Genomic DNA, 26,926 nt, shown 5'->3' on the forward strand with positions numbered 1-26,926 from the left:
GGGAGAATTCTAATTACATGAGCAGGATTAATTTATGAAAAAGCGAATTATTGCCGCTGCCATTGTCGCAGCGACTACAATGCCATTAAAAGCAGCAATTATTACACAAGAAGTGTCGTTCGGTGAGCAAGGAAGTCCTTTCGATGTGGCAGAAGTTTCACCCCTATCGGAAAGTATATTTATCGATTCATTCGATCAAACGCTTGGCACATTAAACGCTGTTAATATTACGGTTTACGGCCAAATAGACAGTGAAGGTAGATCAGTTAACGGAAGTACAGAAGCCGGACGCACCGATGTGAACATCTTTTTAGCATCCAACTGGCAAGTTTCCAGTAGCGTCGCTGACACATTTATATTTGAGAATGCAAATTTCGTTAATCCTCTCGTTTCAGCACAAAGCTCTCCAGAGGGAACTTTTACAATGATTCCAGGCCAAGATTCTGCTGAGTTTGAGTTCGATGTTACTACAGGCGAGCGATCGGGTATGTTAAACAATGTTGACTTGTCAGCGTTTCTGTCTGGAACGCCAATCGAGTTTTTATTCTCAACTGATGCAAGAACGAACCTTTTCAACCAAGTTGATGGGGGGTCGGGTAGTTTTACTAATGAATTCTCAACGGGTTCTTGGGGTAAAGTATTCGTAGAGTTCGACTATGCCCCTTCAGCCACAAATGTTTCAGAGCCCGCAGCATTTAGCCTTTTTGGTGCAGGTCTTTTATTTCTGCTAGCAAATAGAAGAAAAACTGCCAAAAAATGAGTGGGATGGTTTTCGTTCATTGCAAAGTCAAACGTTTTTAGTCCATGTAAAGGAAAAGTTATGGCAGTGGAAAAATTGCACTCAGCGAGCCAGCCGCTTCAAAAAAATCAAGTTTATAATTGGTTTGACAAATATAAGCCAAAGGAGCAGGCGAAAATTCACATCTTAAGTAGTAGTGTGAAACGTAAATCAATTAACCCAGTAAGACGATTTATTGAAAAATAAAAGCAATAACGGTTCGCTCTTATTTCTTGAGCACAGTAAAGCGCATAGGTATAAAGCTCATGTGCTTCGCCTTACTTCATGCTTTCCACAAGCATAGAGCGAACCTTTTTCATCATTACAGACTCTTGAGGTACCTGTATCTTAACAATCAGCTGATTGACGATGTTATCTGAAAAGTCAGGCGGAAAGGTTGTAGATACTTTAACGATTTTATCCTGCTGTCTGAATACATAGGTGGTGGCGTAAATTGTCGGCAAGTTATCTGAGGCGGCGCTTAAGCCTAATTTCCACCCGACCAATTGGCTATTTACCGCATAAGGTGACGCTGGGCTAATTTGAGCTAAGGTTAGCTTTTGTCGCTCTGCGGTTGCGCTGGCTCTCTGTAAGTCGCTTTCTAATTGTTTCGGCAATAACTCATTTTCTGTGATAGATAGCTGACCAATAAAGGGGTACACAGTGACATCAACTAAGGCGTCTTCAAATTCCGGATGGGTGTAGCGAGTGATTGCACCGCTAAAGGGGTCAGGAAAAAGCTGGGTGTCTAGTTTTTTGAATTCGCCAACGGTGTCAGGCACCTGCAGTGCCACATCATAATTACTTGCTTCTAACGCATTAAATAAGTATTTACTGGTAAACAACCCAGTTTTCCTAACGTGTTGAAGCCAGCGAGATATCAGTCGCTTAGTTTCTTTTCCGATATCAGCATTTTCTTTGTAATCACCATCGCGTGTCTCAACGCCAGAATCAAACAGTGAAGAATCTATTTCTATACCTCGCCATTGCAGCGTGAATTCAGCGAATTGCGTTGCATATTGCTGGTGCTCGTGGGGCGCGGCGCCCACATTGGCGATAAGTAACTCATAGTCGCTCCCTTCGCCATAGGGGAGTAGGTTATTAAATTCGCCAGACTCGCTGAGCACATTAATGAAGCTGTCTGGCGAAATAGCATCTTCGAAGCACAGGTTAGTATTGTCTGTATCAATTGGCGGTGAGTGGGTAGGTTTTTGTTGTGAATAACAGGACTGAAGCAAGGCTTCGCTTGGGTAGGTAGAAAAGACCGACACACTTTGGTTGACTGCGTAGGCATGGGCAACACTAGACAGCATCGTAGGGATAAAAAAGCACGAGAAAAACAAAGACGTTGGCGCTGATAATTTAAAAAACTCGCCAAAAAATGCATGAGCCCGCTGGCACAAACTAGAAAATGAAATCGCTGTTACATAAACGGGCATAATACTAAAGGCTACCTAATGGTGCTGAATGTTTGTCACTTTACTGATTATTTCACCGTCCGTCACTCGTGATTTTATCTCATCGCCAATATTCACTTTATCCACACTGTTAATAGCAGTTTTGTTGTTAAGTGTAATGCTATAACCCCTCGCTAGTGTTGAAAGCGGGCTCACCGATTGTAAGAGGCTGACCTTTCCACCGAGTTCATTTTTCTTACCCTTAATAAGTGCGCTCATACTAGAGGTAAGTTTATTACTGGCATACTCAAGTTTGTCTTTGGCTCGAGCTACCTTTGCCGATGGAGATTGCTGGTTTAGCCTGTACTCAAGCGCGTGCAGTTGCTTTTCGGCCTTGGCTAGGTCACTTTGCATTTTATGGGCTAAACGAAGCTGCAGTCTGTCTAAGGTTTGCCACTGAGACTGAATACGGCTTTGCGGGTGCAAAGCATTTAAACGCTGCTTCTTAAGCGTTAGTTGCTGCTTACTTGCCTGCAAATACTGATTAATAGCGCGTGCCAAACGCTGTTTTTGCTGATTTAACGTTTGATAAAGGGCAGTTGAATCCTGGCTTAAGATTTCGGCAGCAGCGGATGGAGTAGGGGCGCGTAAATCAGCCACGAAATCGCTTATGGTGAAATCTACTTCATGACCCACAGCGCTTACTATGGGAAGCTTGCTTGCCGCGACTTCTCGGGCTAAACCTTCATCGTTAAAACACCACAGGTCTTCTAACGAGCCGCCTCCCCGAGTGAGTAGTAGTACGTCTACTTCTGCACGTCTGTTTGCTGTGCGCAATGCATTAATCAATTGAAGCGGTGCAGTTTCTCCTTGCACCATTGACGGATAGACAATGACTTCAGTTTGTGGACTACGGCGCTTTAACACACTCAATACATCGTGAAGTGCTGCACCGCTTGACGAAGTAATTACGCCAATGCGATTGATACGGTCAGGTAAAGAGCGCTTATTTGAAGTATCAAATAAACCTTCGTTGTTAAGTTTGAACTTTAACGCTTCAAACGCTTGCTTGAGTGCACCCTCGCCGTCGCTTTCCATATGCTCAACGACCAGTTGATAGTCGCCGCGCGCTTCGTAAAGCCCCACAGACGCGCGCACGAGTATTTTATCGCCTTCTTTTGGGCGAATGCGCACATTGCGATTGGCCCCTTTAAACATTGCGGCTCGAACTTGAGCTTTATTATCTTTGAGCGTGAAGTACCAGTGCCCTGATGCTGCCGCAACAAAGTTAGAAATTTCGGCCGACAGCCAAATAAGACCAATCTCTCCCTCTAGTACGGTTCTGGCTAAGCGATTTAGCTTGGTAACTGTTAAAATTTGTCGAGATGTAGATGGCGAATTTGTAAACATAAAAAAAATCACAGGGTTTAATACATTTAGAGTTTACCTGAAAAACAAAAAACACTACAATTGCGCCGCAATTAACCCTCAACTGAATAGGTGTTGTTGCATGCTACGTATCATCCAAGAAGCCCTGACGTTTGACGATGTGTTGCTGGTTCCCGGCCACTCGACCGTCCTTCCCCATACTGCAAATTTACAGACCCGTCTAACGCGCGGTGTAACGCTGAATATTCCAATGGTGTCTGCTGCCATGGACACGGTTTCTGAAGCCCGACTCGCTATTGCGCTGGCTCAAGAGGGTGGTATTGGTTTCATTCACAAGAATATGAAACCTGAAGAGCAAGCTAAGCACGTACGTGAAGTTAAAAAATACGAAAGTGGCGTGGTATCTGACCCGGTAACGGTAGAAGAGAACGCTACTATCGGTGAAGTTATCGCGCTATCTAAGCGTCTTGGTTACTCTGGCTTCCCAGTAACAGACAAAGACAATAACCTAATTGGTATTGTGACTGGCCGCGACCTTCGTTTTGAAAAACGTTTAAACCTTCCTATTAGTAACGTAATGACTGGTAAGGATGATCTGGTTACCGTTAAAGAGGGTGCAAGCTCTGACGTTGTGCTAGACCTTATGCACGAGCACCGCATTGAGAAAATACTCGTGGTTGACGACGCGTTTAAGCTAACCGGTTTGATCACAGTTAAAGATTTCCAAAAAGCAGAAAATAAACCGAATGCATGTAAAGACTCGCTTGGCCGTCTTCGCGTAGGTGCAGCAGTAAGCGTTGGCCCAGGTACTGACGAGCGCATTGCACTATTGGTTGAAGCCGGTGCTGATGTATTGCTGATTGACACCTCTCACGGCCACTCACAGGGCGTTATTGACCGCGTTAAGAAAGTACGCGCTGACTATCCTGAAGTTCAAATAATCGCAGGTAACGTTGCAACGGGCGACGGTGCAAAAGCACTGGCCGATGCAGGCGTAGACGCGGTTAAAGTTGGTATTGGCCCAGGGTCAATTTGTACAACCCGTATCGTTACTGGTTGTGGTGTACCTCAAATTACCGCGGTATCTGATGCGGTTGAAGCGCTAAAAGGCACAGACATTCCCGTTATCGCTGATGGCGGTATTCGCTTTTCTGGTGATATTGCCAAAGCACTGGCGGCTGGCGCAAGCTGCGTAATGGTTGGCAGCATGCTGGCAGGTACTGAAGAAGCACCCGGTGAAGTGGAGCTTTTCCAAGGTCGTTACTACAAATCCTATCGCGGAATGGGTTCACTGGGCGCTATGGATCAAAGCCATGGGTCGTCAGATCGTTATTTCCAAGAGTCTGATAACGCGGAAAAATTGGTACCAGAAGGTATTGAAGGCCGCGTTGCGTACAAAGGTCCAATTGCAAACATTATTCACCAGCAAATGGGCGGCTTGCGTTCAGCCATGGGTTTAACCGGTTGTGCTACAATTGAAGAACTCAATACTAAAGCACAGTTTGTGCGTGTGACCTCTGCCGGTATGGGCGAGAGCCACGTTCACGATGTGAGCATCACTAAAGAAGCGCCAAACTACCGCTTAGGTTAAGGCGACCGACGACTGCGAGGCTGGTTTTTACACCAGCCTTTGTTCTTTTATTTAACGGGTAAAAATAAAACATGACCACAAATATCCACGACCAACGCATACTTATTTTGGATTTTGGCTCGCAATACACGCAGTTGATAGCGCGTCGTGTTCGCGAAATCGGTGTTTACTGTGAGCTTTGGGCTTGGGATGTGACCGAAGAACAAATCCGCGAATTCAACCCGCAGGGTATTATTCTGTCAGGCGGCCCTGAGTCGGTAACCGAAGAAGGCTCACCACGCGCGCCTGAATACGTATTTGAAGCCGGCGTACCCGTGCTAGGTGTGTGCTATGGCATGCAAACCATGGCTCAGCAATTAGGTGGTGGTGTACTAGGTTCAGACAAACGTGAGTTTGGTTATGCACAAGTTGAAGTAATAAAGCCAAGCCCGCTGCTAGATAAAATTGAAGATGCTATTGGTGATAATGGCGCAGCACTTTTAGATGTATGGATGAGTCACGGTGATAAGGTAGCGGCGATTCCTGAAGGTTTTGAAACCATCGCGCAAACTGCATCTTGCCCGCATGCAGCTATGTATAACGCTGAAAAACAATTCTACGGGGTACAGTTTCACCCTGAGGTAACGCACACTCGCCAAGGCATGCGACTGCTCACCCAGTTCGTTATGGACATCTGTAAATGCGAGAAGCTTTGGACTGCTGACGCTATCATTGATGACGCCATTGAGCGCATTAAAGAAAAGGTAGGCGATGAGAGAGTTATTTTAGGGCTATCTGGTGGTGTTGATTCATCAGTAACCGCGATGTTGCTTCACCGTGCTATTGGCAAAAACCTAACCTGTGTGTTTGTTGATAATGGGTTGCTTCGTTTAAACGAAGCCGATCAGGTTATGGAAATGTTTGGTGACCACTTTGGGCTAAACATTATCCGCGTCGATGCTGAAGAACGCTTCCTTGATCGCCTTAAAGGTATTGAAGATCCAGAGCTTAAGCGTAAAGCTATCGGTAATGAGTTTGTTCGAGTATTTGATGAAGAAGCGGGCAAGCTTGAGAACGCCAAATGGTTAGCGCAGGGGACTATATATCCAGATGTGATTGAGTCAGCGGGCTCTGCCACAGGTAAAGCTCACGTGATTAAGTCTCACCACAACGTGGGCGGTCTTCCAGAAGATATGGAACTAGGCCTTGTTGAGCCATTGCGTGAACTATTCAAAGACGAAGTTCGCAAAATCGGCCTTGAGCTAGGCTTACCGTACGACATGCTTTACCGTCACCCTTTCCCTGGCCCAGGCTTAGGTGTACGTGTACTTGGTGAAATAAAGAAAGAGTATTGCGACTTACTGCGTCGTGCAGATGCAATCTTTATCGAAGAACTATACGCGGCTGATTTGTATCAAAAAGTTAGCCAAGCGTTTACCGTATTCCTTCCAGTGCGCTCGGTAGGCGTAATGGGTGATGCCCGTAAATACGACTGGGTAGTAAGTTTACGTGCGGTAGAAACCATCGACTTTATGACAGCGCATTGGGCACACCTTCCATATGATTTCTTAGGTAAAGTGTCGAACCGGATTATCAACGAAATCGATGGTATCAGCCGTGTGGTTTACGATATATCAGGTAAGCCACCAGCTACGATTGAGTGGGAATAGGTCGAAGTTTACAGCCTATTTTTAGCTAGCTATTCTCAGCTACTATACTAAAAGAGCCTCCGGGCTCTTTTTTATTGCTCGTAAAATACTACGTAAAATTTAGTATAAAGATAAATATAAAAGTATTCGTTATCATACCTAATGTGTCACTTAAATGTCACAAAAATATCATTTAATGGCGACGTCCCACTTCTAATTCATACTAAAGGTTAAGCCGTGTTCAACTACACAAGTATCAGCCGTTTGGTGATGACGCCCGTCCTCGCCAGCTTTCTCATTCTTGTCCTACTAAACGGCGCGTCCATCTATAAGTCGTTTTCACTGCTTAACTCTTTTGACGAGCTGGAGAACACCCTTGTTCAGTCAGAACGTGACGTAAATACTACGCTTAGTACGTTTAAAACTCAGGTGCAAGAGTGGAAAAACGTATTGCTTCGTGGCTACAAGGAAAGTGATAGAGAAAAGTACTGGGATCGCTTCAAAAAACGGGAAGCTGAGATCACCCGCCAGTTTGACATGATGCTAGCAAACGGTGTCATTAGTGATGCTGTTAAATCTGACATACGGAGGTTTCAGCAAGCTCACTCGGTCATGGCACAAAAATACCGAGAGGGTTATGACGCTTTTGTCAATTCAGGGTTTGACCCAAAAGTGGGAGATAGTTACGTACGGGGAATTGATCGTGAGCCCGCTGAGCTTTTAACCGCCATAGCGTCAGATATTGCAACAGATTCAGCAAATGCCATTGCTGAGCTTAAATCAAATACTCGGGCTATGCTTTGGATGATTTTATTGGCCGCCATAGTACTGTCTGTACTTTCTATGGTGTATGTGATTGCTCGACTGCGCTCTCAAGTTATTAAGCCAACGAAACAAGTCGCTGCGTGCATATCAAACCTTGCCAACAGTCGTTATGATTACAGCTTAACGTATTCAAGCGACCATGAACTCGGGATGCTGGCAGATTCAGCTCGTGCATTACAGTTCAAGCTAAAAGACTCGGTGGCGCAATTGCAGCAAGCTGAGATAGAAATGGAAAAAGCGTTCGGAACTTTAGGTAATGTTAGTCAATCAATCATGGAAGGCGCGAATGGTCAGCGAGATGCATCCCGATCCCTTGATAACAGTACAGATAAGCTTAGAGAAATTGTGCAAAACTTGGTAGCAATTACTGACCAAGTCGCTGTAGCGACGAATAACTCAGAAAAAAATGTGGCAAGCTGTTATGCCACCTTTGAAAGTGCAAACGCGGGCTTTAAACAGCTAGCTAAAACGGTGACAGAATCGAGTAACATCGTATTAGACCTTCAAACGCGCAGCACGAATATTTTGAAAGTAGTAAACGTTATCAACGAGATTGCAGATCAAACGAACCTGCTTGCGCTTAACGCAGCAATTGAAGCTGCTAGGGCAGGGGAGCACGGTCGAGGCTTTGCAGTAGTTGCAGACGAGGTTCGCGCACTAGCGGCTAAAACACAACAGTCGACGAAAGAAATTAACGATATATTGAGCAGCTTTGAGGCTGAGGCAAAGGGTGCAGTGTCAGCCATGTCGTCGGGTAAACAGCTATCCGATACTAATGCTGCTGAAGCGGCAGCCGCACTTGAGACGCTTAACAACGTGGTGAGAGATATAAAGGAAACTGCGAGCGTCGTTGTTGCCCTTAATGATGCTGCTGATGAACAGGAAGCGGTGCTGCATCAGGTTGAGGCAATTATTAGTAATGTGGTTACGTCGTCAGAGAAATATCACCAGTTGGCGCAGCGTGACGATATGTCTCGCTCCATGAAAAGTATGTCAGATAACGTGGAAAAAGTGGTGAATAGTTTGACCCGCTAGTCCCTATTTGTCAGTATGAATCGATAACTTGAAGGAGCGTTTTGCTCCTTTTTTCATAGCGCATTGTTCGCTTTTTTTCGAGAAATTACGCTGATTCTAATGACAACACCACTTGTTTTTCACCCGATTTATAGCCAGCTGGACCTTCCCGACCGCCACCGTTTTCCAATAGAAAAGTATGTGGGTATTCGTGATGCACTCATAAAGCGCGGTGTGAGTGCGGCGCGGTTTATTAAGCCCGAGCCTATCAGCGATGAGACTCTCACTACCTTCTATGATCCTATATATGTTAAAGCGCTCACCGCAGGTTCGTTAGATAAAAACGCCATGCGGCGTATTGGGTTCCCTTGGTCGCAGCAGCTTATCGAACGAACACGCACAGCGGTTGCTGGTACCTGTTTAACTGCGTCATTAGCTCTCGAGAGCGGTAAAGCCCTCAACCTCACAGGGGGGTATCACCATGCCTTCGCAGATTTCGGCTCTGGTTTTTGTTTATTCAATGATTTATACCTTGCCGCTAAAACTATGCAGAAAAACTCATCTATCGATAATGTGCTTATCGTTGATTTAGATGTACATCAAGGCGACGGTACGGCAAAGCTTGCTGAGAATGATTCAGATATTTTTACCTTATCCATTCACGGAGAAAAAAACTTTCCGCATAGGAAGCAGCATTCAGATATTGATATTGGTCTTGCTAAAGGCACCGAAGACGATGAATATTTAACTACGCTTGAACAAGCGCTGACATTAGCTTTACGGCAATTTCAGCCAGACGCCATCATCTATGATGCAGGTGTCGATGTGCACGTAAATGACGACTTAGGGCATCTGCATATTTCTACCCAAGGCGTTTATGAAAGAGATAAGCAGGTATTCGCGTTAGCTGATCGTTTAGGTGTTCCAATAGCAGCAGTCATTGGCGGGGGTTACCAACGAGATATTGCAGCACTGGTAGATGTGCATATTCAGCTTTATCGCGCAGCCGGCGTGATTGATTAACTGCAATGTGTATTAAGCGAAAAATAAAAAGCACGCTCAAACGAAGTGATAAAGAACCGAATCGTTTGTAGCGCGCATTTTTGTTTTAAGCATGCTTAGTCGTTTTACAAGAAGAGCAACTGGAATCCGATACCAATGCGCTCTTGTGAGCGGTTATAGTCAATAAGCGAGTCACCGTACCCGTTAAAATATTGAAGAAGTACTTCGTAGCGGTCTGAAATCGGGTAGGTGAAGTCTAGCTGAATGCTGCCTCGGTTTTCATCAAAGTCCAGGTTGTTTCTCAATAGGGCAAGCACTTTGAAAGCCCCAATTTTTCTACCATAACCAAACTCCATACGTCCGTAATAATCCTCTATATCAGGGTTATCATCGCCCGTAGGATCTAATGGGTCTTCTTTTTCGTCTTCAGGAATGCGATACCAGGTTTTTAGGTAATAAATATCGTCGTTATCACTGAATACAATAGAGGCAAATAAGCGGTTCCAGCTTCTTGATTGTAGGCCGCTTTGACCATTAGACATGTGATTGAAGCCTACTTGGAAGGTATTAAATTTATACCCTAGTACGGAATAATCAGCGGTTTCCTGCCAAAAAATTTCTGGCTCGTAGTTATTTTCTCGAAAAGGCTTTGATGCTTCACTGTTATAAAGCTGCCAAAATGAGGTCAGCGTGAACCCAAAATACACGCCATCGAATCCCGTATCTTCCAAATAAAGAGGCAGTTTAGCACTAACCTGAAACTTTGCTTCTTTGTTGTCTACGTTCTCATCCGTCAAATCTTCATTACCCGTGGTATTCGGATTGGAAACGTAAGTGATGGGAAGAAAGTAGTTTTGGCGGTGTTGCGTAATAGCAAACACATTATCCAGCGCTTCCTTATCACCTTCTAAACGGTCATCTAACGCGCTTTCTGAGGTGGTATCACGCTTTATAATATCAATGACTTCGATACCTTCTTCATCTTGAGAGGGATCGTTGGTTTCTTTTTGATTGCTTATTTGTTGCTCGCTGCTATCGACGATTTGAGGTTGAGTGCTAACAACATCTGAGGATGTTTCTTGTCCACACACACTCGTGCTAGCAGCAAACGCTGCCAAAAATACAAAAGGCTTTAACACAGACACCTTTAATTCTCCGTAACATGGGGTTATTTTTATGCTTAACTGAAGTCCAGTGTGAGGCCTTCGGAAGATGCAAATACGTGTAAAGTAGACTCTGCTACTGTGACATACTCATTACAATGTTTTACAACATCATCTATATCGTCATCGGTGCGTTCTGGATCATGACTGTACAGTGCTAATTTTTTTGCATTGGACGCCATAGCCAGTTTAACCGCCTCCTCAGCCACAGAGTGGCCCCATCCGTTTTTAGCAGGCATATCAGACAGCATATACTGTGCATCGTGGATAAGTAAGTCTGCATTCTCAGCAAATTTAGCAAAATCGATAAAGTCGGTTTCTTTTTTATAAGGAGGGTAAAGCTCATTATCTGTAATGTAAGCAACCTTCACACCGTCAGCGTTTATGCAATAGGCACTGCCGCTTCCCGGATGATTCATTGCAAGTCGCGTGATTTTTGCGCTTCCTATTACAAAGGTGTTGTCCGCTTTCGGTATTTCAATAAGCGCGATGTTTGCTCTGAGCGCACTTCTTGGTACGGGGAATAACGATCCTTCCATTTGTTTTAAAATTTGGTCCGGCTCTTCAAACAGAGTTTGTCCTGGATAGATATTTATTTCGCGTTCGGCTTGATATATGGGAGGAAAGAAGGGGAAACCTTGTATGTGGTCCCAATGATTATGGCTCAGCAAAAGATGGATAGGGGTGTTCTTTTTCGCTAAGTGCTCGCCAAGAAGGCGAATACCAGTACCTGAGTCGAGGACGATATCTGTACCGTCCTCAAGCTCGATATGAACGCATGCTGTGTTACCGCCATAGCGAACGAAAGCTGCTCCCGGTGTGGGTATAGACCCTCTTACGCCATAGAATGTTAACCGCATACGCCCTCTTTTCTTTAACTTTGGGGCAAGTTCAGATGTTAGAGTGCGGCTACAAAGTCTTTTGCTGCGCTGAGGTCTAATAACTGCTTCTCGCCAGTACGTCTATTTTTATACTCAACCTGTTGATTATCGAGGTTTCTTTCGCCGATAACAATACTGTGAGGTATACCAATCAATTCCATGTCATTAAACATAACACCCGGACGCTCCTTCCTGTCGTCAAACAGTACTTCCACACCTAGCGAGACAAGCTCTTCGTAAAGGGCTTCGGCTGCTTCTTTGATGCGATGAGACTTATGCATATTCATTGGTATTAATGCAATTTTAAACGGTGCGATAGGATCTGGCCACTTTATGCCAAATTTATCGTGGTTTTGCTCAATCGCTGCTGCGACTATGCGTGATACACCGATGCCGTAACAGCCCATAGTGAGCGTTTGATGTTTACCTGATTCGCTTAGCACGCCACAATTCATGGCTTCTGAATATTTTTGGCCCAGCTGGAAAATATGGCCTACTTCAATGCCTCGTTTAATATCGAGAGTGCCTTTGCCATCTGGAGACGCATCACCCGCTACCACATTGCGAATATCAACACCGGTTAAATCTTCTGACCAGTTTGCGTTGACGTTCACTTTACCGCCAACGCCAGCTCCTGTAGTGAAATCCGCAAGAGCGGCTGCACTTGCATCAACGTACACTGGAACCGGCAAGTCATTTGCATTAGCAAACAGCGGAGAAACGCCAAGAACATCTTTTGCTTGTTCAAAAGAGGCTTCAACAAGCGGTGTAGCAACGCCGTCTAATTTTTCTGCTTTAACATCATTTAACTCATGGTCAGCACGTAGCACTAATGCTACCCACTTATCAGAATTAATTTCCTCACCTTTATCGTTAAGTTCATTAGCGGCTTTAACCAAGATAACTTTAACGGCTTTTGTTACATCTGCTTCAACGCTTTTTAAAATAGCGTTGAAATCTTTACCCTTGGCATCTTTTGTTTCAAGAGCCGCGCCAGAAGGCGTTGCTTTTTCTGGTGCCACGGCTTGTGCCATTTCAACATTTGCTGCGTAATCGCTATCGCTTGAGAACGCAATATCGTCCTCGCCTGATGCTGCAAGTACGTGGAACTCGTGAGAGTGGTTACCACCAATTGAGCCTGAATCTGCGATCACCGCTCTGAAGTCTAGGCCCATACGCGAGAAAATGGCGCAATAGGCGTCGTACATTTTCTGATAGGTTTCTTCTAAGCAGCTGTCTTCTAAATGGAAGCTGTAGGCATCCTTCATAGTAAATTCACGACCACGCATAATGCCGAAACGGGGGCGCACTTCGTCGCGGAATTTTGTTTGAATTTGGTATAGATTAAGCGGAAGCTGCTTGTAGCTGCTAATTTCGTTACGTACAAGCGCAGTAATCACTTCTTCGTGCGTCGGGCCTAACACGAAGTCACGCTGGTGGCGGTCTTTAATGCGAAGCAGTTCAGGGCCATATTCTTCCCAGCGTCCAGATTCTTCCCACAGGTCGGCAGGCTGTACAACCGGCATAAGCACTTCAATCGCGCCTGCTTTATTCATTTCCTCGCGAACAATGTTAGCGACTTTATTAAGGACACGAAGGCCAGACGGCAACCACGTATATAGACCCGAGGCAAGCTTTCTGATCATGCCAGCTCTTAGCATAAGCTGGTGGCTGATAACCTCTGCATCTGCAGGTGTTTCTTTCTGCGTGGCAAGCAAATATTGACTAGTGCGCATGTAAAGCAGGTATCCTGTTATAAGTGTATTTGTGATCATAAGTGTGAAGGCCTATCAAAAAACCACTCAGGCAGAGACAAGGCGACACACGTTTGGGCGTATTCTAATTAACTGTGAGCCATTTCGCCACAGACGGTTAACACTATTCGTGCATTTATCCTAATGGAGTGAGTTCAGTGACCCACACATTCGCGTCTTTTATCTTAAAACCCACGTCGATATCGTATAGCGTAACGCGGTATGTTTTTTCGTCATTATCATTTTGCTGTTTATAAGCAGGGCGAGGATCTTGTGCAAGTACCGCGGTCACAAGAGAGCAAAAATCGCGATGGCGATTTTCAATTTTGGCAAGGGCTGTCGAGAGATTTGGGGCGAAATACACGTCTCGATGAGGGATGGGGTTAATGTCATCAAGAGTGTCTCTCGCTCCAGAAATACTATCAGCGTAGGAAATATAAGGTTTGATATCAATGAGTGGGGTACCGCTTACTAAGTCTACTCCTGTGACTTTCAGCGTAACCTTGCCTTTTTCTATCGCTATACCTTCGTTTTCAACGACAGACATGCCAATACTATTTGGCCTATGAGTACTTCGGCTTGCAAAAACGCCAATGGTAGCGTTACCCCCTAATCTGGGGGCTTTTACCGCGCTTTTCCAACCACGTTCTATATTTTGATGGAACACGAATAAAAGCCACAAGTGACTATAGCTTTCGATACCCTTTAGCATATTGATGTCATTAAAACCTTCGTTGAAGGTAATGGTGCCTTTTGCTCTGGCTAGATTGGGCTGTCTTGGTACAGCAAACTTTTGCTTAAAAGGCGTTTCAATAGTCGCAATGCTCGACACTTCAAAGGAACTAGTAGTGCTCACGCGGTATCCCTATTGTCATTAAATGTGAGTTGAATTGTCATATATCTCTCATAATTGGCATGTACTCTAACGCTTCAAGTTAACGCTTGGACCAAGCAAAGATGTTTTTGTCGAAAAGACTACGTCTCTCTTTGGTTTCCCTGGAGTAATCCAATTCTTTGGCCTGCCAAAGCTCGTATTTAGTTTACCGTCTGAGAAAGCGCTATATAGCCTTCCACACAGCGTGCTAAATTAACTAACGTGTTTTATGAGGTAGGCTTTTCTTTTTCATCTCTGCTAACACGTTTTCGAAATAAGGGCAGCCAAGTGCCTGAGCCTTTTCGATGTTATGACTAAATATCTTCTCTGCATCCTCTTCTTTTTTCATGTATCGCGTGATGTCAGCTTCGCGAATTAAGTGCAGAAGTGGGTAGGGAGAGCGATTAGTATAGTTTTCAGCATCGTCTTCGTCGCTACCGTCGAACACATAATTTGGATGAAAGCTAGCCAGTTGGTAAGTGCCACTATATCCCCAATCGTGAAGCATACTATCGGCAATGGCTAGTACATCAAGGTATTCGTCAAAATCAGCAATAGTTGAGTGGGTAAGCGCAATTAACGTTGTGGCAGTACTTTCATTCTCTTCTAAATGCCGTAATTCATCAAAAAGGGATTGAATGATATCTCCCGCATCGCCAGCAACGACAACACAACGAATTTGGTTGGGCGTTCTTACATAACGCGCAAAGGGGCAAAAGTTGTGTTTTATTACAATATCATCTACCCACTTAAGCGTAGCGTCGATGACGTGCTTTTCGCACAACGAAGAGGTTGTTTCCGCCATAAAGAAGATATTCAGTTTAGGTCTGTATTTAAAGAGGAGAGAGTATAAAGCAAAAAAGGCAGAAATTTACTTTCTGCCTTAAAAATTAGATGTAGTGTGAGCGCTTTAAGAGTGGTATTTCACGTAGGCTTCAAGTGTATTTTCTATTAGACTCGCCACAGTCATTGGCCCAACACCACCGGGTACGGGAGTAATCCAACCAGCACGTTCTTTTGCTTTTTCGAAATCTACATCGCCCACTAATGAACCGTCGTTTACGCGATTAATGCCCACATCAATCACAATCGCGCCCTCTTTTACCCAGTCGCCTGGTATGAAGTTCGGTTTGCCGACAGCAACCACGAGTAAATCAGCGCGTTGAACGTGGCTTTTTAAATCTTGGGTGAACTTGTGGCAGGTGGTTACCGTACAGCCAGCCAACAATAGCTCCAAGCTCATTGGGCGACCCACAATATTTGATGCACCAACAATAACCGCGTCCAAGCCCTTAACTGGGCGCTTGGTAGACTCGATCATGGTCATAATGCCTTTTGGCGTGCAAGGGCGTAGCGCAGGGATACGCTGTGCTAGGCGACCAATGTTATACGGGTGGAATCCGTCAACGTCTTTATGTGGATGGATGCGCTCTAGCACCTTTTCGGCATTTAAACCTGCAGGAAGTGGTAGTTGCACTAAGATGCCGTCAATCTCTTTATCTTCATTTAGTTGGTCAACTAAGTTAAGCAACGTTTCTTCCGTAGTGTCTGACGGCAAATCGAACGAACGGGAGACAAAACCTACTTCGTCGCATGCTTTTCGCTTGTTTGATACATAAACTTGCGAGGCGGCGTCACTGCCTACTAAAACTACGGCAAGACCGGGCTGTCTTTTACCTGCTTGTGTAAGCGATTCAACATAGGAGGTTACGTGTTGGCGAACTTGTTTGGCAATTAATTTGCCGTCAATAAGATGAGCGGTCATAGTCTTGTACGATTCTTATATGGTTGGGAGGTCAACAAGTGCCCTATATTGTTTCACAAAACGGTGCTAATACTCTAGCAATTATTGGAAACTGCCATTTACTCCGTCTTTTTGTACTTTTCATCAAGCTAATTAAGACTCTATATCTACATTCATGTTGCCTAATTGGCTTACTTTTTCCGTCTCTTAAAACTCGCTACGCTGGGGCACTGGCGTTAAGATAATAAAAGCAAATTGTTTAAAAAAACGCGAGAATGGATGCTTTGTGAGCGGTTAGGTATTTTATTTGAAAAAGTGTTTGACGAGGTGGGGGGATGTCAGTAATATTCGCACCCCGTAACGGCACTGAGGCTAAGGCGTCAAGGTCGAAACGACAGTCGGTGAGTGGCGCAGCTTGGTAGCGCACTTGTTTTGGGTACAAGGGGTCGCAGGTTCAAATCCTGTCTCACCGACCATTTTTGCAGTAAAGATTCGCCAAGCGCCCGTAGCTCAGCTGGATAGAGCAACGGCCTTCTAAGCCGTGGGTCGCAGGTTCGAATCCTGCCGGGCGCGCCATGCGACTCAGGTAGGTCCTGATGGCAAGGCTCAATCTTTATGTTCATATTGCTAGGTTAGAGCATGTGAACAGCAAACACACCCTATGGTGGGCGTAGCTCAGTTGGTAGAGCCCCGGATTGTGATTCCGGTTGTCGTGGGTTCAAGTCCCATCGTCCACCCCACTTTTTGCGGAAGTGGTGGAATTGGTAGACACGCTGGATTTAGGTTCCAGTGCTTCACGGCGTGAGAGTTCAAGTCTCTCCTTCCGCACCATATTTTCAAGCTTTTTTAAAAGCTTAACAAAGCATTTCTGTCGGTGAGTGGCGCAGCTTGGTAGCGCACTTGTTTTGGGTACAAGGGGTCGCAGGTTCAAATCCTGTCTCACCGACCATTTTTGCTTTTTCGATTCAATCAGTGCTGTCTGTCTAAGTAATTGTTCGGACTGCTCATATTCGAATCGACATTAAGAATACTATCGAGCATAATTGTTCAATCCTTACAGCTCGACAGTCGTTTATGTGTTTTCAATTCACACATAAGACGAAAAGGATTACTGTGGTGGGCGTAGCTCAGTTGGTAGAGCCCCGGATTGTGATTCCGGTTGTCGTGGGTTCAAGTCCCATCGTCCACCCCACTTTTTTGCGGAAGTGGTGGAATTGGTAGACACGCTGGATTTAGGTTCCAGTGCTTCACGGCGTGAGAGTTCAAGTCTCTCCTTCCGCACCATATATTAAGCTCATAAAAGCTTGTCTTAAAAAAGATATCTCTGTCGGTGAGTGGCGCAGCTTGGTAGCGCACTTGTTTTGGGTACAAGGGGTCGCAGGTTCAAATCCTGTCTCACCGACCATTATCTTCTTCCAATTTTATCATTATCTCCTTTCGTAATTTTCGCGAATATCTGCTTATTTGTTTCAAAACTGCGCGTAAAGTCTTGCTTTTTGCTCAAAATGCATTCAAAAGCGTGTTACAAACTTGTGTTTGCCTCTCGACTCTTGTGGTATGCGGCTGTATACTACCGCGTCTTTTTTTAACCAGTACGTTTGCTTCAGGTTGGTATTTTGACGCGAATTCGCGACCTAACTTTGAAGTGATTAACGTCGAATAACGACCTCTACCCCGGCGTGATATGCAATTAATGCATGACGGGAGAGGGGATTGGGAACAAAGCGCCTGTAAAGGCGTATAGTTGAGGTAACATAATGCAAGTTTCAGTCGAGACGACCCAGGGTTTAGAACGCCGTCTTACTATCACCGTTCCATCTGATACGGTTGATTCAGCAGTTAAGTCACGCCTACAGCAGTTGGCAAAAACACAACGCATCAACGGCTTCCGCCCAGGCAAAGTTCCTGTAAGCGTAATCAAAAAGCGTTTCGGCCAGGCAGTTCGCCAAGAAGTCGCTGGCGATGTTATGCAGCAAAACTTCTACCAAGCAGTGATTCAAGAAAAAATTCAGCCTGCTGGTATGCCTAAGTTTGAACTGACTAAAGATGAAGACGGTCAGGACCTAGAGTTTGTAGCATCTTTCGAAGTCTACCCAGAAGTAGAAGTGAAAGGTGTAAGTGATATCGAAATCGAGAAGCCAGTAGTAGAAATTACTGACGAAGATTTAGATAACATGATGGAAACCCTTCAGAAGCAGCACGCAACTTGGAAAGAAGTTAAGCGTAAAGCGAAGAAAGACGACAAAGTAATTATCGACTTTGTTGGCTCTATTGATGGTGAAGAGTTCGAAGGCGGTAAAGCTGAAGACTTCGCGTTAGAGCTTGGTAAAGAGCGCATGATCCCTGGTTTCGAAAAGCCACTAGTAGGTGCGAAAGCGGGTGAGGAAGTGACTATTGAAGTAACTTTCCCTGAAGATTACCATGCTGAAAACCTGAAAGGTAAAGACGCTGTATTCAAAACTACCGTCAAGAAAGTTGAAGGTTTAGATCTTCCTAAAGTTGACGAAGAGTTTGCAAAACTATTCGGTGTTGAAGAAGGCGGTGTTGACGCGCTTAAAGCAGAAGTTCGCAAGAACATGCAGCGTGAACTAAACCAAACGCTTAAGGCACAAGTTAAAGAAGATGTTATCGCTAAGCTTGTAGAAGCAAACGAAATTGACATCCCGCAAGCGCTTATCGATCAAGAAGTGAATGCACTTCGCGAACAGGCTAAACAACGCTTTAGCCAGCAAGGCGGTGGTCAGAACCTACCAGACCTTCCTGCTGAATTGTTCACAGACAACGCTAAGCGTCGTGTGTCTATTGGTCTACTTCTTGGCGAAGTGATTAAGCAGAACGAACTTAAAGCAGACGAAGCTAAAGTAAACGAGATGATCGAAACTGCGGCTTCTGCGTATGAAGACCCTCAAGAAGTTATTGATTACTACAACAATAACCAAGAGCTTATGCAGCAAATGCAAAACGTTGCGCTTGAAGAGCAAGCTATCGAGTGGGTTCTTGAGCAAGCAAAAGTTACTGAAGTAACTAAAGCTTTTGACGAGGTTATGAACAAACAGGCGTAATTTTTTACTGTCTGATTGACAATACTTGTCAGCAACTGCTTAAATGCTCGGAGCCTTCCGAGCATTTTTGTTTTTAACGCTAGATAATCAAGGTAGCTATGACTAATACCCCGTTTGACCCAATGAATGCACTTGTTCCTATGGTTGTTGAGCAAACCTCTAAAGGTGAGCGCTCATACGATATTTATTCACGCCTGTTAAAAGAAAACGTTATTTTCTTAGTAGGACAAGTTGAAGATCACATGGCCAACCTCATCGTTGCTCAAATGTTGTTCTTAGAAGCTGAGAACCCTGAAAAAGACATTTTCCTATATATCAACTCGCCGGGCGGTTCTGTAACTGCGGGTATGGCAATCTACGACACCATGCGTTTTATCAAGCCTGACGTGAGCACGGTATGTATGGGGCAAGCTGCAAGTATGGGAGCATTTCTTCTTTCTGCAGGCGCTAAAGGTAAGCGTTATTGTCTACCTAACTCGCGTGTTATGATTCACCAACCGCTAGGTGGTTTCCAAGGTCAGGCATCTGATTTTGAAATACATGCGAAAGAAATTCTGTCTATTAAAGAGAAATTGAACCGCCTAATGGCAGACCATACCGGTCAAGACTATGAGAAAGTCGCGCGCGATACAGATCGCGATAATTTCTTAAGTGCAACTGAGGCGAAAGAATATGGCCTGGTTGACCAAGTTTTAGCAAATCGATCTGACGTAGCCGGAACTAAGTAGTATAGTTATAGTAAACCTGAGTCAGTGCGAAGCACGTATTGGTTTTCGACTCAGGTAAGGCAGAGGCAAAAGTAATGAGTGATAAGCAAAGCGGTGACGGTGATAACAAGCTACTGTACTGTTCGTTTTGTGGCAAAAGCCAACACGAAGTAAGAAAGTTGATAGCAGGCCCGTCGGTATTCATTTGCGACGAGTGTGTTGAGTTATGTAACGATATCATTCGCGAAGAAATTAAGGAAATCGCGCCAAAGCAAAAGCAGGACGCTTTACCTAAACCAAGTGAAATTCATGCTCACCTTGACGACTACGTTATTGGGCAAGAACATGCAAAGAAGGTATTGTCTGTAGCGGTTTACAACCACTACAAGCGTTTGCGTAATGGCGACGTTCATGATGGTGTTGAGCTAGGCAAGAGTAATATTTTGCTTATTGGCCCTACGGGTAGTGGTAAAACACTTCTGGCCGAAACCTTGGCGCGCTTGTTGGATGTTCCTTTTACTATGGCTGACGCAACCACGTTAACCGAGGCTGGTTACGTGGGCGAAGACGTAGAAAACATCATCCAGAAGCTTCTTCAAAAGTGCGATTATGACGTTGAAAAAGCGCAGCGCGGCATTGTGTATATCGATGAGATTGATAAGATTTCACGGAAGTCTGATAATCCGTCTATCACCCGCGATGTATCCGGTGAGGGTGTTCAACAGGCACTTCTGAAGCTGATTGAAGGCACGGTTGCTTCGGTACCACCTCAAGGCGGTCGTAAGCATCCTCAGCAAGAATTTCTACAAGTTGATACTTCTAAGATCCTCTTTATCTGCGGCGGTGCGTTTGCTGGACTTGATAAAGTTATCGAGCAGCGCGCGCAAAAAGATACAGGCATTGGTTTTGGTGCAACTGTTAAGTCGAAAGACAACAGCAAGCAAATCAGCGAGCTGTTTAAACAGGTTGAACCTGAAGACTTGGTTAAGTACGGTCTGATACCAGAGTTTATTGGTCGTCTACCGGTTGTAACCAGCCTTGAAGAATTAAATGAAGAAGCGCTGATTCAAATTCTACGCGAACCTAAGAATGCGATCACCAAGCAATACGGTGCGCTGTTCTCAATGGAGGACGTTGAACTTGAGTTTCGTGACGACGCATTAAATGCAATTGCGAAAAAGGCAATGGTTCGCAAGACGGGCGCTCGCGGCCTCCGCTCAATTGTTGAAGCTGTGCTGCTTGATACCATGTACGATCTCCCTTCAATGGATGATGTAAGCAAAGTCGTCATTGACGAAACGGTTATTCGCGGCGAGTCGAAGCCTATTTTGATTTACGACAGTAATGAGAAAAAAGCGGCGTCTGAGTAATAGTATGCGTTAGTAAACATGTTTAAAAAGGTCCTTCGGGGCCTTTTTTAATTACTGTTGGTTATCTCTTTTGAGCCAAGAAAAAGAATATACCTGTTCGAAATATTGATAACTTGAACGATATTTGAACGGTTGAGCCCATCCAGTCTATCCTTTCTGCTAGATTTTCCAGTTAAGTGTTGCCTTAAACGAAAAAATCGATAATGGTTATAGTATAGGTCAACAGGCCCTAGAGCAGGGAAGGTAAGATAAAGGAATTAACACACTTTAATAAGTTTCGATTGAACTTTGCTCTTGCATCCCCATATAAAAATGACATTTCAAACAAATTGAGAACAAGTATGACAGTTGAGCGTGAAAATCGCATTGAAATTCCTGTGCTTGCCTTGCGGGACGTGGTTGTTTACCCGCATATGGTCATACCCCTATTCGTTGGGCGTGAGAAATCTATCCGATGCCTTGAAGCGGCAATGGAGAATGACAAACAAATCTTCCTAGTAGCACAAAAAGATGCAGGCGTTGATGAGCCTGAATCAGACGACATCTACACCGTAGGTACTATTGCCACTATTCTGCAGCTTTTAAAGCTACCTGACGGTACGGTGAAAGTGCTGGTAGAGGGGAGTGTTCGCGGTGAAATAGAAAGCTACAAGCAATCCGAGCCTTTCTTTGTAGCACATGTGGATAAGCTAGAAGACGAAGGTATTGATGAAAACGAGCAAGAGGTATTAATTCGATCTGCCGTTTCTCAGTTTGAAGGTTACGTTAAGCTTAACAAAAAAATTCCACCAGAAGTGCTTACATCACTTAACGGTATAGAAGATGCAGCGCGTCTAGCCGACACGATGGCCGCGCACATGCCACTGAAACTTACTGAAAAGCAAAAAGTGTTGGAAATGCAGGGCGTGAATGAACGTCTTGAGTATCTCATGGCGCTAATGGAAGGTGAGATTGATTTGCTGCAGGTCGAAAAGAAAATTCGTACCCGTGTTAAAAAGCAAATGGAGAAAAGCCAGCGTGAGTACTATTTGAATGAGCAAATGAAAGCCATTCAAAAAGAATTAGGTGAATTAGACGACGCGCCCGATGAGTTTGAAGCGCTGTCTAAGAAAATTACTGACGCGAAGATGCCAAAGGAAGCTGAAGACAAAGCGAAAGCCGAACTTCAGAAGCTGAAAATGATGTCTCCTATGTCAGCTGAAGCGACCGTTCTACGAAGCTATATTGAATGGCTAACAAATGTGCCTTGGAACAAGCGTTCGCCTGTGAAAAAAGATCTTTCCCGCGCTGAAATTGTGCTTAACGAAGACCACTATGGTCTGGAAAAAGTAAAAGAGCGCATTCTTGAGTACCTCGCGGTTCAACAGCGCGTGAAAAAGCTTAAAGGTCCGATACTGTGCCTTGTAGGGCCTCCTGGCGTAGGTAAAACGTCGTTAGGTCAATCGATTGCAAAAGCGACCGGCCGTAAGTACGTGCGTATGGCGCTAGGCGGCGTGCGCGATGAAGCTGAAATACGAGGCCACCGTCGTACTTACATCGGCTCTCTGCCGGGTAAGTTAGTGCAAAAAATGGCAAAAGTTGGCGTGAAAAACCCACTGTTTTTGCTTGATGAAATAGACAAAATGTCTTCAGATATGCGCGGCGACCCAGCGTCAGCGCTTCTTGAGGTGCTTGATCCTGAGCAAAACAACAGCTTTAGTGATCATTATTTAGAAGTGGATTACGATTTGTCTGACGTGATGTTTGTTGCTACGTCAAACAGCATGAATATTCCAGGTCCACTGCTTGACCGTATGGAAGTGATTCGCTTGTCAGGCTATACCGAAGATGAAAAGCTAAACATAGCTAAAAACCATCTTATTGGTAAGCAAATGGAGCGCAATGGCCTTAAAACCAAAGAGCTTGAAATTACCGACTCTGCCGTTATCGGCATGATTCGCTACTACACCCGTGAAGCAGGTGTACGTAGTCTAGAGCGCGAAGTGTCTAAAGTATGCCGCAAAGCCGTTAAAGATATCTTGCTTAAGAAGAGCAAAGATAAGGTGGTGGTAACCCAGGATAATCTTAAAGATTACCTTGGTGTGCAGCGATTCGATTACGGCAAAGCGGACAAAGACAATCAAATCGGTCAGGTGACCGGTCTTGCATGGACTCAAGTAGGCGGCGATTTACTGACAATCGAAACCACTTCAGTGCCCGGTAAGGGCAAAATGACGTCAACGGGTTCCCTAGGTGACGTTATGCAAGAGTCGATTAAAGCTGCGATGACCGTAGTGAGAAGTCGTGCTGAAAAACTTCGCATCAACGATGATTTTTATGAAAAACGTGATATTCACGTCCATGTACCTGAAGGTGCTACTCCGAAGGATGGCCCAAGTGCCGGTATTGCAATGTGTACTGCACTAGTGTCTTCACTCACAGGTAACCCTGTGAAGTGTGATGTGGCTATGACCGGAGAAATAACTCTGCGCGGTGAAGTGCTCGCAATTGGTGGGCTCAAAGAAAAACTGCTGGCAGCCCACCGTGGTGGCATTAAAACAGTGGTTATTCCGAAAGAAAATGAGCGTGATTTGGAAGAAATTCCAGATAACGTTAAGAAAGATTTGTCGATTCACCCGGTTAAGTGGATTGATGAAGTACTTGATATTGCACTTCAGGAGCCAGTGGAAAGCTTTGAAGTGGTTAAAAAATAACTGACGTCGTGGCTGTAATCCTTTAATTTTAAAGGCGTGCAGCCACATTTTTTATATAAAATTGCAATAATTGTATAAAAAATGGTCGTTGGCGAAAAGAAAAGCCTATTTTTTTAAAAATAGGGCTTTCAAGTCGCAAAAGTTGTGTTACCTTTAAATGGTATTCGCTTGAAGCCTTGCCACAAAAGGGATTGCAGCGATTCATTAATAAAGTTAATTAATTGTGACTGAAGCTTGATGTTAACAAGCAAGCTTGCTATAACGTCCAGGCAAAATCGTTTTGGACAAACAGTATAATAACAATCGAAGGGGATCATAATTGTGAACAAGTCTCAACTTATCGACCAAATCGCTGCTGGTGCAGACATTTCTAAAGCAGCCGCTGGCCGCGCTCTTGACGCATTCACTGACTCAGTAACTGCGGCGCTTAAAGACGGCGACCAAGTAGCACTAGTAGGCTTTGGTACTTTCTCAGTTCGCGAACGTTCAGCTCGCAGTGGCCGCAACCCACAAACTGGTGAGACTATTCAGATTTCAGCAGCGAAAGTTCCATCTTTCAAAGCTGGTAAAGCACTGAAAGACGCTTGTAACTAAGCAAAAAATTATAGAAAAAGGCGATGGCTAGTCCATCGCCTTTTTTATTTCTAAAACAAAGAATCCAGTATTAGTGTCAAAGTCATGACTCTGACCCTAGTATTTTAAGAGTAGAAATAACCCGTTGGGGCTAGCAGAGATTTTTACATGTCTCGGCAATGTCTGAAGTTAGCTAAAGACAGCACAAATAGTGCGTTTTGGCGTTTATATTCGGCGGCATTGGGTTATAATCAGCGCTTATTTTACCTGGCTCTCGCCAACTAATGGTGTGCTGAGGTAATTGTAGTAAGCAACGGAGTTGAAGAACAATCATGCTAGAAAGAATCAGAGAAGGTTCTCAAGGCCCTTGGGCGATGGCAATTATAGCGCTTATCGTCTTAAGTTTCGTATTCGCAGGCGTAGGAAGTTATCTGACGTCATCAGGTACTACTGCAGTAGCTACTGTAAACGGCGAAGAGATTTCGGCACAAGAACTAGAGCGTGCATATCAAAATCAGCGTGCACAAATGGAATCACAATACGGCGAAAGCATTGCTCAGCTTTTCTCTAGTGAGCAGTATCTTGCAGATTTCAGAAGAAATGTTTTAGACAGATTGATTGCTGAGAAGCTTATTCAGCAGCAAGCTAATGACATGGGCTTGCGCGTAAGTGACGAGCAAATTCGCGAAACCATCGTTCAAATGCCTGAATTTCAGTTTGGCGGTGAGTTCGATAACGAGCGATTCCAGGCTATTCTTCGTCAAAATGGTTTTCAAGTAGCCGACTTCCGCGATTATTTACGTGTTCAGATGACGCAGAATCAGCTGGCCGCTGCTTTGACTAACTCTTCTTTTGCCCTAGATGGTGAAGTAGAGCTAGCAAATGCCCTTCAGCGCCAAACTCGAGACGCCAAGTACGTGTTAGTGAGCTCTGACGAATTTGCGAGTTCTGTTGAAGTAAGTGATGCCGATGTTGAAGCTTTCTATAACAACAACATCGCGTCTTTCGACACAGAAGAACAAGTTAAGCTTGCCTACGTAAAACTAAGTGTTGAAGACTTAAAAGGTCGTGTCTCTGTGAATGATGAGGCTGTGCGCACTTATTATGATAATAATATCGCTAGCTACGGCACTGAAGAAGAGCGCCGCGTTTCACACATTCTTATTGAAGCGGGTGACGACGTAGACGCTGCTAGAGAGAAAGCGCAATCTCTTAAGGCAGAGCTTGATGCTGGCGCTGATTTTGCCACTCTTGCCAAAGAAAATTCTGACGATACTTTTTCTGCTGAAAATGGCGGTGATTTAGACTTCATTACACCAGAGATGATGGACCCTGCATTCGATGAAGCGGCGTTTGCATTAGAAAGTGTAGGTGACGTATCTGATGTTGTTGAAACTGACTTTGGTTTTCACATTATCAAGCTCACTGAGCTGAAAGAAGCACAAGTAAAATCGTTTGACGAAGTGGCGAGTGAAATTCGCGACACGCTTCTTTACGATGCAGCAATGGAAAAGTATTTTGAGCTTCAAAATACGCTAGCTGAGATTGCATTCGAAGTACCAGATACGCTTGAAGACGCAGCTAATGCGGTCGATTTACCTGTTCAGGAATCGGTACTGTTCAGCCGAAATACAGCGCCTGCAGATCTAAGTTCTCCGGGGTTACTAGATGTCGCGTTTTCTTCTGAATTGGTAGAAGAAGGGCTTAATAGTGACATTGTTGAGCTAGACGATGAGACCGTTGTTGTTGCTCGTGTGGTTGAGCATCAGCCTCAGCGTACACAGTCGCTTGATGAAGTACGCGAAGGTATTGAAGCATCAGTTAAAGCCGAAAAATCAAGAGAAGCAGCGGAAGCATGGGCATTTGACGTAGCTCAAAAGGTGCGTGCAGGTGAAAGCGTTGAAAGTGAACTTTCCGCAAAATCTGTATCTTGGGAAACGGCAACCAACGTCCAGAGAGCCGGCGGTACGTTATCACGTGCGCTAGTTGATACTTTATTCTCTCTTGCTCTTGAAGGTGATGATAAGGTTGACGTTGCAACGACAGTGAACGGTGATGTGGCTGTAGTCATGCTTGAAGGCGTAAACCCAGCGCCGGCCCTTGAAAACGAGCTAGGAGAAAGCCTCAAGCAGCGCTTAGCGCAGGTTCAGGGACAGCGCGTTTATCAACAGTATATCGAAGCATTACGTGCAAGCGCCGATGTAACTATTTCCGAAGCTCTGTAGAGATTTATTCACTGCCCTCATAATATAACGAAATGGGTGAGGCATAGTGGATACAGTGTTTTAAAGCCAGCATAATTATTATGCTGGCTTTTTTATTGAGTGTACAAAGTAGTTAATGTTAAAAGCGGTGCCCAATTTAAGTGTAGAACGTGGGAAGAGTGCGGGAAGAGCGCGGTAAATCTGAAGGGGAAATATAAGAAAAGGTTGCCTTTAAAAGAGAACTTGAAATAACGAGTTTGTAAAAGAGAGCCTTAAA

20 protein-coding genes and 8 tRNA genes are annotated in these 26,926 nt (G+C 44.6%); 20 read left to right on the plus strand and 8 right to left on the minus strand.

Annotated features, from left to right (window positions below):
* Nucleotides 1-34: 34 nt before the first annotated feature.
* Nucleotides 35-760, plus strand: coding sequence for a choice-of-anchor E domain-containing protein (locus C6Y39_RS12815; RefSeq protein WP_105931651.1), 726 nt, complete (start codon nucleotides 35-37; stop codon nucleotides 758-760).
* Between the two features lie 60 nt (nucleotides 761-820).
* Entirely contained in the window at nucleotides 821-985 is a 165-nt protein-coding gene (locus C6Y39_RS12820) for an exodeoxyribonuclease VII large subunit (RefSeq protein ID WP_105931652.1), read from the plus strand.
* A gap of 71 nt (nucleotides 986-1,056) precedes the next feature.
* Here C6Y39_RS12820 and C6Y39_RS12825 read toward each other — a convergent pair whose 3' ends face one another.
* Entirely contained in the window at nucleotides 1,057-2,217 is a 1,161-nt protein-coding gene (locus C6Y39_RS12825; protein ID WP_105931653.1) for a hypothetical protein, read from the minus strand.
* Nucleotides 2,218-2,232: 15 nt separating this feature from the next.
* The gene (gene xseA, locus C6Y39_RS12830) at nucleotides 2,233-3,585 is read right to left on the minus strand and encodes an exodeoxyribonuclease VII large subunit (RefSeq protein WP_105931654.1); all 1,353 of its coding nucleotides are present in this window, start codon (nucleotides 3,583-3,585) and stop codon (nucleotides 2,233-2,235) included.
* 100 nt (nucleotides 3,586-3,685) lie between these two features.
* Here xseA and guaB point away from each other — a divergent pair, with 100 nt between their 5' ends.
* The 4 genes from guaB to C6Y39_RS12850 all read left to right on the plus strand — a co-directional run bounded on the left by guaB (nucleotide 3,686) and on the right by C6Y39_RS12850 (nucleotide 9,645).
* Nucleotides 3,686-5,155 (plus strand): IMP dehydrogenase, encoded by a 1,470-nt coding sequence (gene guaB / locus C6Y39_RS12835; protein ID WP_105931655.1) that lies wholly within the window; start codon nucleotides 3,686-3,688, stop codon nucleotides 5,153-5,155.
* Between the two features lie 71 nt (nucleotides 5,156-5,226).
* Nucleotides 5,227-6,804: a glutamine-hydrolyzing GMP synthase gene (guaA, locus tag C6Y39_RS12840; RefSeq protein WP_105931656.1), complete on the plus strand. Its 1,578-nt coding sequence runs from the start codon at nucleotides 5,227-5,229 to the stop codon at nucleotides 6,802-6,804.
* Nucleotides 6,805-7,020: 216 nt separating this feature from the next.
* Nucleotides 7,021-8,643 carry a methyl-accepting chemotaxis protein gene (locus C6Y39_RS12845; RefSeq protein WP_105931657.1) on the plus strand — a complete coding sequence of 541 codons (1,623 nt, stop codon included), beginning with the start codon at nucleotides 7,021-7,023 and terminating at the stop codon, nucleotides 8,641-8,643.
* Between the two features lie 99 nt (nucleotides 8,644-8,742).
* Nucleotides 8,743-9,645 (plus strand): histone deacetylase family protein, encoded by a 903-nt coding sequence (locus C6Y39_RS12850; protein WP_105931658.1) that lies wholly within the window; start codon nucleotides 8,743-8,745, stop codon nucleotides 9,643-9,645.
* Between the two features lie 104 nt (nucleotides 9,646-9,749).
* On the opposite strand, the gene C6Y39_RS12855 is transcribed toward C6Y39_RS12850, so the two are convergent.
* From C6Y39_RS12855 to folD, 6 genes are all read right to left on the minus strand, one after another.
* Nucleotides 9,750-10,769 carry a phospholipase A gene (locus tag C6Y39_RS12855; protein ID WP_105931659.1) on the minus strand — a complete coding sequence of 340 codons (1,020 nt, stop codon included), beginning with the start codon at nucleotides 10,767-10,769 and terminating at the stop codon, nucleotides 9,750-9,752.
* Nucleotides 10,770-10,804: 35 nt separating this feature from the next.
* The gene (locus tag C6Y39_RS12860; RefSeq protein WP_105931660.1) at nucleotides 10,805-11,647 is read right to left on the minus strand and encodes an MBL fold metallo-hydrolase; all 843 of its coding nucleotides are present in this window, start codon (nucleotides 11,645-11,647) and stop codon (nucleotides 10,805-10,807) included.
* A gap of 38 nt (nucleotides 11,648-11,685) precedes the next feature.
* Entirely contained in the window at nucleotides 11,686-13,404 is a 1,719-nt protein-coding gene (locus C6Y39_RS12865) for a proline--tRNA ligase (protein ID WP_105931661.1), read from the minus strand.
* A gap of 154 nt (nucleotides 13,405-13,558) precedes the next feature.
* Nucleotides 13,559-14,278: a tRNA (N6-threonylcarbamoyladenosine(37)-N6)-methyltransferase TrmO gene (tsaA, locus tag C6Y39_RS12870; RefSeq protein WP_105931662.1), complete on the minus strand. Its 720-nt coding sequence runs from the start codon at nucleotides 14,276-14,278 to the stop codon at nucleotides 13,559-13,561.
* A gap of 235 nt (nucleotides 14,279-14,513) precedes the next feature.
* Nucleotides 14,514-15,101, minus strand: coding sequence for a DUF1415 domain-containing protein (locus tag C6Y39_RS12875; RefSeq protein WP_105931663.1), 588 nt, complete (start codon nucleotides 15,099-15,101; stop codon nucleotides 14,514-14,516).
* Nucleotides 15,102-15,206: 105 nt separating this feature from the next.
* Complete coding sequence (folD, locus tag C6Y39_RS12880) at nucleotides 15,207-16,061, minus strand: bifunctional methylenetetrahydrofolate dehydrogenase/methenyltetrahydrofolate cyclohydrolase FolD (RefSeq protein ID WP_105931664.1); 855 nt, start codon at nucleotides 16,059-16,061, stop codon at nucleotides 15,207-15,209.
* A 378-nt stretch (nucleotides 16,062-16,439) separates the two neighbouring features.
* On the opposite strand from folD, the gene C6Y39_RS12885 reads away from it, so the two are divergent.
* The 14 genes from C6Y39_RS12885 (at nucleotide 16,440) to C6Y39_RS12950 (ending at nucleotide 26,670) form a co-directional block, all read left to right on the plus strand.
* A tRNA-Pro gene (locus tag C6Y39_RS12885) sits at nucleotides 16,440-16,516 on the plus strand.
* A gap of 23 nt (nucleotides 16,517-16,539) precedes the next feature.
* A tRNA-Arg gene (locus C6Y39_RS12890) sits at nucleotides 16,540-16,616 on the plus strand.
* Between the two features lie 88 nt (nucleotides 16,617-16,704).
* Nucleotides 16,705-16,780 (plus strand) — tRNA-His (locus tag C6Y39_RS12895).
* A gap of 6 nt (nucleotides 16,781-16,786) precedes the next feature.
* Nucleotides 16,787-16,871 (plus strand) — tRNA-Leu (locus tag C6Y39_RS12900).
* A gap of 41 nt (nucleotides 16,872-16,912) precedes the next feature.
* Nucleotides 16,913-16,989, plus strand: a tRNA-Pro gene (locus C6Y39_RS12905).
* Between the two features lie 167 nt (nucleotides 16,990-17,156).
* Nucleotides 17,157-17,232, plus strand: a tRNA-His gene (locus tag C6Y39_RS12910).
* A 7-nt stretch (nucleotides 17,233-17,239) separates the two neighbouring features.
* A tRNA-Leu gene (locus C6Y39_RS12915) sits at nucleotides 17,240-17,324 on the plus strand.
* Nucleotides 17,325-17,368: 44 nt separating this feature from the next.
* Nucleotides 17,369-17,445, plus strand: a tRNA-Pro gene (locus tag C6Y39_RS12920).
* Between the two features lie 352 nt (nucleotides 17,446-17,797).
* Nucleotides 17,798-19,102, plus strand: a complete 1,305-nt coding sequence (gene tig, locus C6Y39_RS12925; protein ID WP_105931665.1) for a trigger factor — start codon at nucleotides 17,798-17,800, stop codon at nucleotides 19,100-19,102.
* 98 nt (nucleotides 19,103-19,200) lie between these two features.
* Nucleotides 19,201-19,830, plus strand: a complete 630-nt coding sequence (gene clpP / locus C6Y39_RS12930) for an ATP-dependent Clp endopeptidase proteolytic subunit ClpP (RefSeq protein WP_105931666.1) — start codon at nucleotides 19,201-19,203, stop codon at nucleotides 19,828-19,830.
* A gap of 74 nt (nucleotides 19,831-19,904) precedes the next feature.
* Nucleotides 19,905-21,179, plus strand: a complete 1,275-nt coding sequence (clpX, locus tag C6Y39_RS12935) for an ATP-dependent protease ATP-binding subunit ClpX (RefSeq protein WP_105931757.1) — start codon at nucleotides 19,905-19,907, stop codon at nucleotides 21,177-21,179.
* A 341-nt stretch (nucleotides 21,180-21,520) separates the two neighbouring features.
* Nucleotides 21,521-23,872, plus strand: coding sequence for an endopeptidase La (lon, locus tag C6Y39_RS12940; RefSeq protein WP_105931667.1), 2,352 nt, complete (start codon nucleotides 21,521-21,523; stop codon nucleotides 23,870-23,872).
* Nucleotides 23,873-24,193: 321 nt separating this feature from the next.
* On the plus strand, nucleotides 24,194-24,466 hold the full coding sequence (gene hupB, locus C6Y39_RS12945) for a nucleoid-associated protein HU-beta (protein ID WP_012518978.1): 273 nt from the start codon (nucleotides 24,194-24,196) through the stop codon (nucleotides 24,464-24,466).
* Nucleotides 24,467-24,777: 311 nt separating this feature from the next.
* Nucleotides 24,778-26,670: a SurA N-terminal domain-containing protein gene (locus C6Y39_RS12950; protein ID WP_105931668.1), complete on the plus strand. Its 1,893-nt coding sequence runs from the start codon at nucleotides 24,778-24,780 to the stop codon at nucleotides 26,668-26,670.
* The last annotated feature ends 256 nt before the right edge of the window (nucleotides 26,671-26,926 follow it).

This window comes from Alteromonas gracilis, assembly GCF_002993325.1.
Classification (GTDB): Bacteria; Pseudomonadota; Gammaproteobacteria; order Enterobacterales; family Alteromonadaceae; genus Alteromonas; species Alteromonas gracilis.